Annotated in this window: 12 protein-coding genes; 6 read left to right on the top strand and 6 right to left on the bottom strand. The window is 70.7% G+C overall.

What is annotated here, in order from left to right:
• Positions 1 to 29 precede the first annotated feature (29 nt).
• Together ABZ484_RS00405 and ABZ484_RS00400 are read right to left on the bottom strand one after the other, a co-directional pair.
• Positions 30 to 1,577 carry a cellulase family glycosylhydrolase gene (locus ABZ484_RS00405; protein WP_358863649.1) on the bottom strand — a complete coding sequence of 516 codons (1,548 nt, stop codon included), beginning with the start codon at positions 1,575 to 1,577 and terminating at the stop codon, positions 30 to 32.
• 95 nt (positions 1,578 to 1,672) lie between these two features.
• Complete coding sequence (locus ABZ484_RS00400; RefSeq protein WP_358863648.1) at positions 1,673 to 2,674, bottom strand: WD40 repeat domain-containing protein; 1,002 nt, start codon at positions 2,672 to 2,674, stop codon at positions 1,673 to 1,675.
• Positions 2,675 to 2,762: 88 nt separating this feature from the next.
• On the opposite strand from ABZ484_RS00400, the gene ABZ484_RS00395 reads away from it, so the two are divergent.
• From ABZ484_RS00395 to ABZ484_RS00385, 3 genes are all read left to right on the top strand, one after another.
• The gene (locus ABZ484_RS00395; protein ID WP_358863647.1) at positions 2,763 to 3,446 is read left to right on the top strand and encodes a GDSL-type esterase/lipase family protein; all 684 of its coding nucleotides are present in this window, start codon (positions 2,763 to 2,765) and stop codon (positions 3,444 to 3,446) included.
• A gap of 46 nt (positions 3,447 to 3,492) precedes the next feature.
• The gene (locus ABZ484_RS00390; protein ID WP_358863646.1) at positions 3,493 to 4,080 is read left to right on the top strand and encodes a Uma2 family endonuclease; all 588 of its coding nucleotides are present in this window, start codon (positions 3,493 to 3,495) and stop codon (positions 4,078 to 4,080) included.
• A 61-nt stretch (positions 4,081 to 4,141) separates the two neighbouring features.
• Positions 4,142 to 5,134, top strand: a complete 993-nt coding sequence (locus tag ABZ484_RS00385) for an aldo/keto reductase (RefSeq protein ID WP_358863645.1) — start codon at positions 4,142 to 4,144, stop codon at positions 5,132 to 5,134.
• A 159-nt stretch (positions 5,135 to 5,293) separates the two neighbouring features.
• Here the strand turns inward: ABZ484_RS00385 and thpR are convergent, their stop codons facing one another.
• The 3 genes from thpR to ABZ484_RS00370 form a co-directional block, all read right to left on the bottom strand.
• On the bottom strand, positions 5,294 to 5,866 hold the full coding sequence (gene thpR, locus ABZ484_RS00380) for an RNA 2',3'-cyclic phosphodiesterase (protein ID WP_358863644.1): 573 nt from the start codon (positions 5,864 to 5,866) through the stop codon (positions 5,294 to 5,296).
• A 185-nt stretch (positions 5,867 to 6,051) separates the two neighbouring features.
• Positions 6,052 to 7,431, bottom strand: a complete 1,380-nt coding sequence (locus tag ABZ484_RS00375) for an MFS transporter (RefSeq protein ID WP_358863643.1) — start codon at positions 7,429 to 7,431, stop codon at positions 6,052 to 6,054.
• 84 nt (positions 7,432 to 7,515) lie between these two features.
• Positions 7,516 to 7,953, bottom strand: coding sequence for a MarR family transcriptional regulator (locus ABZ484_RS00370; protein ID WP_358863642.1), 438 nt, complete (start codon positions 7,951 to 7,953; stop codon positions 7,516 to 7,518).
• 157 nt (positions 7,954 to 8,110) lie between these two features.
• Between ABZ484_RS00370 and ABZ484_RS00365 the strand changes: the two genes are divergently transcribed.
• Entirely contained in the window at positions 8,111 to 8,293 is a 183-nt protein-coding gene (locus ABZ484_RS00365; RefSeq protein WP_358863641.1) for a ribbon-helix-helix protein, CopG family, read from the top strand.
• Between the two features lie 19 nt (positions 8,294 to 8,312).
• Here the strand turns inward: ABZ484_RS00365 and ABZ484_RS00360 are convergent, their stop codons facing one another.
• On the bottom strand, positions 8,313 to 9,764 hold the full coding sequence (locus ABZ484_RS00360; RefSeq protein ID WP_358863640.1) for an NCS2 family permease: 1,452 nt from the start codon (positions 9,762 to 9,764) through the stop codon (positions 8,313 to 8,315).
• Between the two features lie 263 nt (positions 9,765 to 10,027).
• Between ABZ484_RS00360 and ABZ484_RS00355 the strand changes: the two genes are divergently transcribed.
• Entirely contained in the window at positions 10,028 to 10,315 is a 288-nt protein-coding gene (locus ABZ484_RS00355) for a DUF2530 domain-containing protein (RefSeq protein ID WP_358863639.1), read from the top strand.
• A 141-nt stretch (positions 10,316 to 10,456) separates the two neighbouring features.
• Positions 10,457 to 12,871, top strand: a complete 2,415-nt coding sequence (locus ABZ484_RS00350) for an HAD-IC family P-type ATPase (protein WP_358863638.1) — start codon at positions 10,457 to 10,459, stop codon at positions 12,869 to 12,871.
• Positions 12,872 to 13,193: the final 322 nt, after the last annotated feature.

Genomic DNA, 13,193 nt, shown 5'->3' with positions numbered 1-13,193 from the left:
CGCCGTCAGGTCCCCTCAGGGCCCCTTCGTCATCCAGCCGTGCAGCTCAGACTCGGCGCGCTGCCGCCCCCCGGTGCTCCCCCGAAGCCGAAGCCGGCCGAACCGCCCGCCGGAATCGACCCGTTGTGGGCGGCGTTCGTCACCGTCACCGTCGAGCCGCTCTGCGTGTACGTGGCGTTCCACATGTTGGTGACCTTCTGGGAGCCGCTCCAGGTCCAGGTCACCTTCCAGGACGACAGGGCGGTCGTCCCGGTGTTCTTCACGGTCACGTCCGCGTTGAATCCGCTGCCCCAGTCGCTGCTGACGGTGTACACCGCGGTGCAGGCGGGGGTGGATCCGCTGCCGCCGCCGTCGTCACCGCCGCCGCCGTCGTCACCGCCGCCCGCCGGGAACCCGGGCGCCTTGATGCTCGCCAGGTAGCCGTCCTTGACGGTGTCCACGGTCTGCCAGTCGTCCTTGAGGATGCCGCCGGTGTCGCCGGAGTCGGGGTTCCAGGACCAGAAGGTCCACTGGAAGCTGTCGGCTCCGTACGTCGACGTCGGGCGCAGGTAACTCACCAGCGCGGACAGCCACTTCTGGTCCACCGTCGACTGAAGCGTCGTACCGAACTCGCCCACCCACACGGGGGCGATGTTCTGCTTGAAGAGGTATCCCCAGTACTTGTCCCAGATGCCGGGCATGTTGGCGGGGAAGGACGGGTCGCTGAACCAGCTCTGCTGGGCGACGCTGGTGGCGTAGTCGTGGGCGGAGTACACGAGGCGGTCGGCGACGTCGAGGCGTACCGGGTACTGCCCGGCGCCCATCAGGTTGCCGCCCCACCAGCCGGAGACGCCGTCGAAGGTCTGGATGCCCTCGACGAAGATCAGCAGGTCGGGGTTGACGGACAGGACGGCGTTCCCGGCGCGCTCGGCGGCCAGGCGCCAGTCGTTCGACTGGTCGCCGCAGCCCCAGCAGGCCGGGTCGTGGGGCTCGTTGTGCAGGTCGATGCCGATGACGGTGTCCTGGCCCTTGTAGCGGGTCGCCAGCACCTTCAGGTCGGCGATCCAGGTCGACTCGGGGACGGCTGAGGTGTACCAGAGGGCCGACTGGCCGCCGGAGTCCGGCCGGTGGCGGTCGAGGATGACCTTCAGGCCGTCGTGGCCCGCGTACGCCACGATCTTGTCCATGATCTGAAGGGGGGTCAGCCCCTGGAGATCGGTGTTCATGCCGTTGAAGTTGATGCTGTCGGCGGTCGTGCCGGCCTTGAAGATGTCGTCGCTGTAGGGCAGCCGGATGGTGTTGTAGCCCAGCGACTTCATCTGGTCGATCATGCTCTTGTAGTCCCGGGACCACAGGCCGTGGGCCACATGGTTGCCGGTCTCGAAGCCGAACCAGTTGATGCCGGCGATGCGGACGGGGTTCCCGGCCGCGTCCAGGATCTGGCGTCCGCTGGTGTGCCAGTAGCCGGCGCCCGCCGCCGCGGTGGTGGCGTCGGCGGCGTGGGCGGCCGCCGGCGCGGCGAGACCCGCACCCACCCCCAGCGGTATCAGGAGCGCCGCGGCGGCCGTGCACAGCGCTCTTCGCAAACTGCGGAACATGTCGCTGCTGTCCTCTCGGAGGCGCGGGCCCGGAACAGAATGGGAGCGCTCCCAAATCCCGCGTCACCCATGGAACGCGAATTGTCGGAGGCCCGTCAAGACCGTCGACGGAACATCCGCCCCAGCCCGAACACGGCGACCGCCGCCACGAGGACCACGACGCCGCCCGTCTTGAGCTCGCCGGAGATGCCCCCGCCGTTCCCGCCGGACGCCTGCGCGCCCGAGGCGCCGCCGCCCGACGACGGCTTCGAGGCCCCGCCCCCTCCGCCGCCGGGCGCGGGCTCAGCCTGCACGGGGCTGTCCTCGCCCTCGCTGCCGTACATCAGCTTGGTGCCGTCGGTGCTGTACGTGACCGACTCGCCCTGCCCCTGCAACGGCACCTCCAGCCTGCCCTCGCGCTTGATCCTCCCGCCGTTCCAGTCGTAGTAGATCCCGCCGAAGTAGCCGCGTACGGCCAGCTGGGTGCCGTCCGGGGAGAAGGCGGCGTCGGTGGCCCACAGGTCGACGGGCGCGATGGGCTTGAAGACGTTGGTCCCGGTGGGCGACAGGCGGGCCGGACCCTCGAACAGGTGACCGCCATCCTCCTTCTTGTCGATGATGTACACCCGCCCGGTCTTCGGGTGCACGACGAGCGACTCGGCGTTGCGGGGGCCGTCCGCGTACTTCACCACGTACTGCGTGGCCCGGATCGTCTGGTTCTTGAGCACCTTGGGCTCGGGCAGCTTGTAGATCCACACGTACGGCCAGGTGCCGTCGCGGTTGTCGCCGATGTCGCCGACGTAGATCTGGTTGCCGGGGCCGATGGAGATGGCCTCGACGTCGCGGGGCCGGCCGATGCCGCTGAGCGTGACGGTGGCGACGGTCCTGCCGGTCCTGGAGTCCACGGCGTAGAGGTAGGGGCCGTCCTCGCTGTCGTTGTGCGTCCAGTAGACGCCCGGGTGCAGACGCGAGGCGGCCAGCCCGCTGGACTCCTTGATCCGGGGGTCCTTGATCGTGAAGCCGCCGTCCCCGTCGGCGGCGGAGGCGGGCACGGCGGCGGGCAGGGCGAAGGCGCCCACGAGGAGGGCTCCGGCGAGGAGGGCGAACGGTCGGCGCATCCCCCAAGCCTGCCATCACACGGGGCCGTTCACGGGAGGTGGCGGGCCTCACATCGCACCCGCCGCGCCGATCGTCCATCATGAGCGGATGCTCAGGTTCATGCCCGTCGGCGACTCCATGACGATCGGCAGCGCGGGCGAACACACGTGGCGTCACCGGCTGTGGCAGCACCTGTGCGCGACGTACGGCGGCCCGTTCACCTTCGTCGGGCCGCGCGAGACGCTGTACGACAAGGCGGCCGACGCGCCGACCTCGTACGCCTACGCCGACCCCGGCTTCCCCCGCGCCCATCTGGCCGGCTGGGGCGAGGGCTGGCTGCACATGGCTCCGCTGATCGGCGGGGCGGTGCGGGAGTGTCGCGCGGATGTGCTGCTGGTCTCGCTGGGCCTCATAGACCTCGGCTTCTACACCAACGCCGAGCAGACGGCGGAGAACGTACGGGCGTTCGTCGCGGGCGCGCGGGAGGCCAACCCGCGCGTCCGCATGGTGCTGCTGCCGGTGATCCCGAACATCCGGGCGGCGGCGGACGCGCTCTTCGCCGCCCAGGTGGACCTCTTCAACGCCCTGCTCGCCAAGGTGGCCGCCGACCTGGACGAGCCCCGCTCGCCCCTCCTGCTCGCCTCACCTCCGGAGCCGTACGACATCCACACCGACACCTACGACGGCACGCACCCCAACGCGAGCGGCGAGCACCGGATCGCGGGGGCCTTCGCGGGGGCGATGTGGGAGGCGTGGGGGGTCGGACAGCCGTACGCGGCCGGAACAGGCTGACCGGATTCCGGCATCTCGGGTCGCTGTGCGCATCGTTGTACTGCTCGTGACCGCCTTTGCGAACAGAGCCGAGATCGCCGACGCGAACACCAAGCGCCTGGACGAGTGGTTCGAGCGTCTTGAGCGTATGCCGGTCCCCGAGGGACACAGGGTCGAGATCGTCGGGGGCTGCGTCTACATCACGCCGCAGCGGGACACTCATTGGCTGATCACCTTTGGGGTCCTCAGGGCTCTCGAGGACAGGTTGGGGAGGGAAGCCAAGGTGCTCTCGGATGTCCGGATCGACTTCCCGGGCCGCCAGAACGGCTTCTGCCCCGACGTCGCCCTGCTCAAGGACTCGGCGAAGAAGGACGAGACGGGCCACTGGCGCTACCAGGACGTCGTGTTCGTCGCCGAGGTCATCTCCGAAGGCACGGCCGCCAACGACTACGGCCCCAAAAGGATCGCCTACTCGCGGGCCGAGGTCCCCGTCTACCTCATCGCCGACCCCTACCTGGGCCGGTGCCACGTCTACACCGACCCCAAGGACGGCGACTACGCCGAGCCGCGGAAGGTGGACTTCGGCACCGACATCGACCTCACGGGGACAGTGATCGACCTGGTCCTCAAGACCGACCGCTTCCCCCGCGACTGACGGCGCACCAGCCTCGATCCCCCTTGCCTAGAGCGCACTCCACGCCGTTGGCTTGGAGACCATGAAGTACACACAGCTCGGACGCACGGGACTCAAGGTCAGCCGACTCGTCCTCGGGACGATGAACTTCGGGCCGCAGACCGACGAGGCCGACAGTCACACGATCATGGACGCGGCGCTGGACGCCGGGATCAACTTCTTCGACACCGCCAACGTGTACGGGTGGGGCGAGAACAAGGGCCGTACCGAGTCCATCATCGGCAACTGGTTCGCGAAGGGCGGCGACCGGCGCGACAAGGTCGTCCTCGCCACCAAGGTCTACGGCAACATGGGTGCCGACGGCGAGGCCTGGCCCAACCACGACAAGCTCTCGGCCCTCAACATCCGGCGCGCGGTCGACGCCAGCCTGAAGCGGCTGCGGACCGACCACATCGACGTCTACCAGTTCCACCACATCGACCGGAACACGCCCTTCGAGGAGATCTGGCAGGCCGTAGACGTCCTGGTCCAGCAGGGCAAGATCCTCTACGTCGGCTCCTCCAACTTCCCCGGCTACAAGATCGCCCAGGCCAACGAGACCGCCGAGCGGCGCGGCGGCACGATCGGCCTCGTCAGCGAGCAGTGCCTGTACAACCTCGCGGAGCGCCGCGCCGAGATGGAGGTCATCCCGGCGGCCCAGGACTACGGCCTCGGGGTCATCCCCTGGTCTCCGCTGCACGGCGGGCTGCTGGGCGGGGTCATCAAGAAGGAGGTCCAGGGCGGGCGCCGCGCCTCCGGGCGGGCCGCCACCACGCTGGCCGACCCCGTCGCCCGCGCGCAGATCCAGTCCTACGAGGACCTGCTCGACAAGCACGGACTGGAGCCCGGCGAGGTCGCGCTGGCCTGGCTGCTCACCCGGCCGGGTGTGACCGGACCGATCGTCGGCCCGCGCACCGCCGAGCAGCTGGCGTCCGCGCTGCGGGCCGTCGAGCTGGAGCTGGGCACGGAGCTGCTGGCCGGGCTGGACGAGATCTTCCCGGGCCCCGGACCGTCCCCGGAGGCCTTCGCCTGGTGAGACCGGCCGGTCTCCGATCGACCCCGGCGGCCGTGCTCGAGGTGCGCGCTGTGCTCGGCGTCACCTGCCGAGCGCGGCCGCCAGGGCGACGACGGCGAACATCAGCACAAGCGCGACGGCCATGATCCGGTTTCGGGTTTTCGGGTCCACGTATCGAGACTAACCGGCCCCGCCGAGTGCCCAGCGGGCGACCGGCTCGTAGCGGGGCCGCTCGCCCGCCACGCCCGACTTCGGCAGGTTGCTGCGGACGAGGAGCAGCTCGTCCACCGTCCAGGTGCGGCTGGTGAATCCCGTGAGCACCTGGACGTGCGGCCGTACGTCCACGACGTCCCGGCCGCGCGCCACCGTCAGGTGGGCCTTGTAGCGGCGGTGCTCCCCCATGTCCACGCCCGCCCTGCGCGCCGCGGCCTCCGCGCGCTCGGCGAGGAACCCCATGGTGCGCAGGTCGCCGTCGGCGCCGGCCCACAGCACCTTCCCGCGGCCGAACTGGCCGCCGCCGCGCAACGCGAGCGCGAAGGGCTCCGTACGGTGCGCGGCCCTGCCCAGCCGCTCCGACAGCTCCGGCAGAAGCTCCTCGCCGACCTCGCCGTAGAACGCGAGCGTGAAGTGCCACCCCGGGCGCCCGGTCCAGCGCAGCCGCTCGGCACCGGGCAGCTTCTTCAGGGCGGCGATCTCCTGCGCGAGCGCGCCGAGGACGTCCTCGGGGGGCAGTACGGCGGCGAAGAGTCTCATGGGGTCAGTGTCCCCGCCGGGCGCCCGGAAGGCCCGGGCGCGTCCTGGTCACCGTGGGTGTCGTTCTCCCGCATGGTCGCGCAGGTGACCTGGCGGCAGCGGGAGGAGCGGCGCGGTGGCCGACGTGGGAGATGGGCTCACCCTCGACGACGAGTTCCCCCGCGACTGACCTCCCGGCCCCGGCCTCACGCCGCCGGGGCCAGCTCCTCCCTGGGGACGAACCGCACCCGCGGATGGCCGTGGTGCCAGCCGACGGCCAGGCGCAGGCCGCCCACGCGGGCCAGGGCCAGGCCGATGGTGACCGCGGCGATGAGCGAGATGGCGCCGCCGAGGGCGAAGCCGGTCCGGGCGCCGTAGGCGTCGGTGACCCAGCCGACCACGGGGGCGCCCAGCGGTGTGCCACCCACGAAGACCATCATGAACAGGGCCATCACACGGCCGCGCATGGCGGGGTCGGTGGCCATCTGGACCGCGGTGTTCGCCGTGACGTTGACCGTCAGGCCGAAGACGCCGATGGGGGCCATCAGCAGCGCGAACAGCCAGTACGACGGGGCCAGCGCGGCCACGACCTCCAGGGTGCCGAAGGCGGCGGCCGCCGCGATCAGCACGCGCATCCGGGCGGTGCCGCGGCGGGCCGCGAGCAGGGCGCCGATCAGGGAGCCGACCGCCATCAGGGTGTTGAAGAGGCTGTAGCCGCCGGCTCCGGCGTGGAAGATGTCGTCGGCGTACGCCGACAGCCACACCGGGAAGTTGAAGCCGAAGGTGCCGATGAAGCCGACCAGGACGATCGGCCAGATCAGGTCGGGGCGTCCGGCGACGTAGCGCAGGCCCTCACGGAGCTGGCCCTTGCCGCGCGGAGCGCGCTCGACCACGTGCAGCTCGCGGGCGCGCATCAGCAACAGGCCGGCGATCGGGGCGACGAAGGACAGGCCGTTGGCGAGGAACGCCCAGCCGGTGCCGACGCCGGTGATCATCAGGCCCGCGACGGCGGGGCCGACCAGGCGGGCGGACTGGAAGTTCGCCGAGTTCAGGCTGACCGCGTTCTGCAACTGCTTCGGGCCGACCATCTCCGAGACGAAGGACTGGCGGGCCGGGTTGTCGACGACGGTGGCGAGGCCGACGGCGAAGGCGGCGAGGTAGACGTGCCAGACCTGGACGTGGCCGGTGAGCGTGAGCGCGGCGAGCACCAGGCCGGTGACGGCCATCGCGGACTGGGTGACCAGCAGCGCGGGCCGCTTGGGCAGGCGGTCGACGAGGACGCCGCCGTAGAGGCCGAAGAGCAGCATCGGCAGGAACTGAAGGGCCGTGGTGATGCCGACGGCGGCCGAGGAGCCGGTGAGGGAGAGCACCAGCCAGTCCTGGGCGATGCGCTGCATCCAGGTGCCCGTGTTGGAGACGACCTGGCCCAGGAAGAACAGGCGGTAGTTCCTGATCTTCAGCGAGCTGAACATCGAGGTCTTGCGGGGGGCGCGGGGAGTGTCCGGGGCGCCCGGGGAGTCGTGGGTGTGCGAGGAGTCGTAGGTGTTAGGTGCGGGGGCGGAAGCTGCTCCGGGTCCCGTACTCAAAGGGGTTCGCCTCCTTCTGGCCGCTTGTGCGCCTTCGGGGGCGTGGTCCATCGCCCCCGCGGCTCACTCGCCGGCCGACGTGCTTCACAGATGCGCGAGCTTTTCCAGCACGGGGGCGGCCGCGCGCAGTTTCGCCCACTCGTCCTCGTCGAGGCCCTCGACCAGGCCGGCCAGGAAGGCGTTCCGCTTGCGACGGCTCTCCTCGAGCATGGCCTCGGCCTGCTCGGTCCTGGTGACGACCTTCTGGCGCCGGTCCTCGGGGTGCGGCTCCAGCCGGACCAGTCCCTTGCCCTCCAGCAGCGCCACGATGCGGGTCATCGACGGCGGCTGCACGTGCTCCTTGCGGGCGAGCTCGCCCGGCGTGGCGCTGCCGCATCTGGAGAGGGTGCCCAGCACCGACATCTCGGTGGGGCTGAGCGACTCGTCGACGCGCTGGTGCTTGAGCCGACGGGACAACCGCATCACGGCGGATCGCAGGGAGTTCACGGCGGCGGCGTCGTCGCCATGGCTAAGGTCCGGCATGTTCTTTAGAGTAACTCATTACTCTCGCTAAAGACCACCGGAGACACGCACGTGTGCGGTGACTCTGACCACTACCGGTCACAAATGTCACTCATATGGGTGATCCACGCGCGGAACGTGACACACCGCGTGGAAGTGTGCCGCGACCCTCGACTGCATGGGAACCGATGTGCTGAGCCTGCGCATGGACCGCGAGCTGCTCGAACGGCTCCGGTGCCATGCCGCGAAAAGAGGAATGAGCGTCCAGGACTATGTCGTCCGGACGCTCATTCGCAATGACTTCGACGAGCGGTTCCAGGCCGCCGTCGAGGAGACCGAGCGGTTCTACGGGGTTCCGTGACCCTCCCCGGTCACCGGGATCAGGTCAGGCCGAAGGCCGGCATCAGGTAGTAGAAGGCGAACACCGCCGCCACCACGTACATCGCCACCGGGACCTCGCGGCCGCGGCCGGCGGACAGGCGCAGCACCACGAAGGTGATGAAGCCCATGCCGATGCCGTTGGTGATCGAGTAGGTGAACGGCATCATCAGCATCGTCACGAAGGCCGGGACGGCGATCGTGTAGTCCGCCCAGTCGATCTCCTTGACCGCGCCGGACATGATCAGGAAGCCGACCGCGACCAGGGCCGGGGTGGCCGCCTGGGACGGGACCATCGTGGCGATCGGGGTGAGGAAGAGCGCCACGGCGAACAGCGCGCCGGTGACGACGTTGGCGAAGCCGGTGCGCGCTCCCTCGCCGACGCCCGCCGTCGACTCCACGAAGCAGGTGGTGGCCGAGGAGGAGCTGGCGCCACCGGCGGCGACGGCGATGCCGTCGACGAAGAGGACCTTGCCGATGCCCGGCATCTGCCCCTGGGCGTCGGTCAGCTTGGCCTCGTCGCCGACGCCCATGATCGTGCCCATGGCGTCGAAGAAGCAGGACAGCAGCACGGTGAAGACGAACAGCACGCCGGTCAGCACGCCGACCCGGTCGAAGCCGCCGAACAGGCTGACCTTGCCGATCAGGCCGAAGTCGGGGGTGGACACGGGGTTGCCGGGCCACTTCGGGGTGGTCAGGCCCCAGGACGGGATGTGGGCGACGGCGTTGATCACGACGGCCACGACGGTCATCGCGACGATCGAGATCAGGATCGCGCCGGGCACCTTGCGCACGATCAGGGCGAGCGTGAGCAGCACGCCCAGGACGAAGACGAGGACCGGCCAGCCGTTGAGGTGACCGTCGGCGCCCAGCTGGAGCGGGACGGTGGTGTGGGCGGCGTCCGGGATCCGGGAGACGAAGCCGGAGTCGACGAGGCCGATCAGCATGATGAACAGGCCGATGCCGATGGAGATGCCCTTGCGCAGGCCGAGCGGCACGGCGTTCATGACGCGCTCGCGCAGCCCGGAGGCGACGAGCAGCATCACGACGAAGCCGGCCAGGACGACCATGCCCATGGCGTCGGGCCAGGTCATACGGGGCGCGAGCTGCAACGCGACCACGGTGTTGACGCCGAGGCCGGCCGCGAGCGCGATCGGCACGTTGCCGATGACACCCATGAGGAGGGTGGTGAAGGCGGCGGTCAGAGCGGTGGCGGTGACGAGCTGGCCGTTGTCGAGCTGGTGCCCGTACATGTCCTTCGCGCTGCCGAGGATGATCGGGTTCAGCACGACGATGTAGGCCATCGCGAAGAAGGTGGCGAAGCCGCCTCGGATCTCACGGGGCAGGGAGCTGCCTCGCTCGGAGATCTTGAAGTAGCGGTCGAGGGCGCCGTACGCGGGCGGCGTTCCCGGCTTCTCGGGGGCGGGGACCTTGGCGGTGGCCGAGGTGGACATGCAGGTGACCTCAGGGATGCGGGAAGTACGGGGGGTACCGGAGGTGGAACGGGTTCAAACGTGATCGAGTCTCGCCGTCTTCGATCACCAACAGGTCTCCCCCACGTTTCTGTTGGGGTTTCATACGAAGAGAAGCGGCCAGACTCAGACCGTTTCAGTATGAACATATGAAGCGGAAAAGGCTAATCTCCGCGCGTAGACCACGTTTGGCCAGGGCCCGGGGCCGGGCCTCGCGGGCCGGTGGCGGGCCGTAAGCTGAGCCCATGGCGAAGTGGACCCCCAAGCACGAGGCGCCGGAGCCCCTGGAGGGCCCCGTGGTCGCCACCATCACCGGCGGCACGATCGTCTGGTTCGTCCTCTTCCTGGTCCAGCTCCCCTTCTACGGATGGTTCGCCGACCACGGCCACGCCTGGTGGCTCTGGACCTGCCTGGCCGGCGCGGGCCTCGGCCTGATCGGCATCTGGTACGTCCGCAAGCGCGACGCGGCGATCAAGCGAGCGGCCTCCGCGCCCGAGACCCCGCGCACGCAGCGCCCGGCGTCGGCGGAGTAGTCCCCCGCCGGGACCTGGGCGGAGCCCGGGGATGCCGCCCCCGTCCCCGTCGAACGGCCACCCCCGGTCCCCGCCGAGAGAGGCGGCGGACGGGCGAAGGTCAACGAGTGAAGGCGCGCGTCCGCACGTACCGTCGATTGCATGGCCCACACCGACGCGGGCGCGGAACTCGACCCCGTGCACCCCGTCCCCGTGCCCTTTCCCGTCCCACCGACGCGGGCGACGCGGCCGGAGGGTCTGACCCGCGCCGAGGTCGCCGAACGTCTCGCCCGCGGCGAGGTCAACGACGTACCGGTGCGCAGCAGCCGCTCGCTCGCCGACATCGTCCGCGCGAACGTCCTCACCCGCTTCAACGCGATCATCGGCGTCCTCTGGCTGATCATGCTGTGCGTCGCCCCGATCCAGGACAGCCTCTTCGGCTTCGTGATCCTCGCCAACACCGGCATCGGGATCCTCCAGGAGTGGCGGGCGAAGCAGACCCTCGACTCGCTCGCCGTCATCGGCGAGGCCCGCCCGACGGTCCGCCGCGACGGCACCGCCGTCGCGATCCCCACCTCCGGGATCGTCCTCGACGACGTGATCGAGGTCGGACCGGGGGACAAGGTCGCCGTCGACGGCGCCTGCGTCGAGGCCGACGGGCTGGAGATCGACGAGTCGCTGCTCACCGGCGAGGCCGACCCCGTCGCCAAGCGGCCCGGCGACCACGTCATGTCCGGCAGCTTCGTCGTCGCCGGCGGCGGCGCCTTCCAGGCCACCCGGGTCGGCCGCGAGGCCTACGCCGCCCGGCTCGCCGAGGAGGCCTCCCGCTTCACCCTGGTCCACTCCGAGCTGCGCACCGGCATCTCGACCATCCTCAAGTACGTGACGTGGATGATGGTCCCGACCGCCGTCGGCCTCGTCATCAGCCAGCTCGTGGTCAAGGACACCGACCTGAGGGAATCCCTGGCCCGCACCGTCGGCGGCATCGTGCCCATGGTCCCCGAGGGGCTGGTCCTGCTCACCTCCGTCGCCTTCGCCATCGGTGTGATCCGGCTGGGCCGCAAGCAGTGCCTCGTCCAGGAGCTGCCCGCCATCGAGGGCCTGGCCCGTGTCGACACCGTCTGTCTGGACAAGACCGGCACGCTCACCGAGGGCGGCATGGACGTCACCGAGCTGAGGACGCTGAACGGCCACGACGAGTCGTACGTACGCCAGGTCCTCGGCGCCCTCGGCGAGTCCGACCCGCGCCCGAACGCCTCCCTTCGGGCGATCATCGACGCCTGCCCGGACAGCGAGGAGTGGCGGTGCGTGGAGTCGCTGCCCTTCTCCTCCGCCCGCAAGTACAGCGGGGCCAGCTTCGAGGGCAACGGCGAGTCCAGTACGTGGCTGCTGGGCGCCCCGGACGTCCTGCTGCCCGCCGGCGCCCCCGCCCTCGCCCAGACCGGGCAGCTGAACGAGCGGGGCCTGCGCGTCCTGCTGCTCGCCCGCGCCGCCCGCGAGCTGGACGACCCCGAGGTCGCCCGCGACGCCGTGCCCGCCGCGCTCGTCGTCCTGGAGCAGCGGCTGCGGCCCGACGCCGCCGACACCCTGCGCTACTTCGCCGAGCAGAACGTCCGCGCCAAGGTCATCTCCGGCGACAACGCGGTCTCCGTGGGCGCGGTGGCCGCCAAGGCCGGTCTCGCCGGCGCCGCCGTCGACGCCCGCCGGCTGTCCGCCGGGCGTGAGGCGATGGCGCGGGAGCTCGACGAGGGGGCCGTGTTCGGGCGGGTCACCCCGCAGCAGAAGCGGGACATGGTGGGCGCGCTCCAGTCGCGCGGCCACACGGTCGCGATGACCGGTGACGGCGTGAACGACGTCCTCGCCCTGAAGGACGCCGACATAGGCGTGTCGATGGGCTCGGGTTCGGAGGCCACCCGGGCGGTCGCCCAGATCGTGCTGCTGGACAACAGCTTCGCCGTGCTGCCGTCGGTGGTCGCGGAGGGGCGGCGGGTGATCGGCAACATCACCCGGGTGGCGACCCTGTTCCTGGTCAAGACGGTCTACTCGGTGCTGCTGGCCGTGCTGGTGGTGTGCTCGCAGGTGGACTACCCGTTCCTGCCCCGGCACCTGACCCTGCTGTCCACGCTCACCATCGGCGTCCCCGCCTTCTTCCTGGCGCTCGCCCCGAACACGGAACGCGCCCGGCCCCACTTCGTACGGCGGGTCATGCGCTACGCGGTGCCCGGCGGGCTGGTGGCGGCCGTGGCGACGTTCGTGACGTACCTGATCGCCCGCCACCACTACACCGGGCCGAAGGCGCTCGACGCGGAGACCAGCGCGGCCACGCTCACGCTCTTCCTGGTCTCGATGTGGGTGCTGGCGATCATCGCCCGCCCCTACACCTGGTGGCGGATCGCGCTGGTGGCGGCGATGGGCGGGGCGTTCGTGTGCGTGCTGGCCGTGCCCGCGCTCCAGCACTTCTTCGCGCTGCGGCTGGTGGGGACGGCGATGCCCTGGCTCGCGGTGGGCACCGCCGTGGCGGCGGCGGCCGTCCTCGAGCTCCTGTGGAAGTGGGTCGCCCACCGCTTCCCCGCCTGAGGTCTGCCTACCGCACGCAGCCGATCTCCCTCATGTCCGCCGGTTCGGCGGGGCCCCCGACCGTTGAAGTCGACCACCTCCGCGGCGCCCGCCCAACCCCCGACGCCCGCCCCCTGACCGGAGCCCGACCCCCGACCAGCGTCCGACCCCTGACCGGGACCCCAACCCCTGACCAGCACCCGACCCCTGACCGGCGTCCGACCCCTGACCGAGCCACTGCCCGGGGCCCGACCCCTGACCGGGACCCCAACCCCTGACCAGCACCCGACCCCTGACCGGCGTCCGACCCCTGACCGAGCCACTGCCCGGGGCCCGACCCCTG

It is taken from the genome of Streptomyces sp. NPDC006393 (genome assembly GCF_040628575.1).
Classification (GTDB): Bacteria; Actinomycetota; Actinomycetes; order Streptomycetales; family Streptomycetaceae; genus Streptomyces.
The sequence above is the reverse complement of the archived record's forward strand: the minus strand, read 5'-3'. Positions and strand labels throughout refer to the sequence as shown.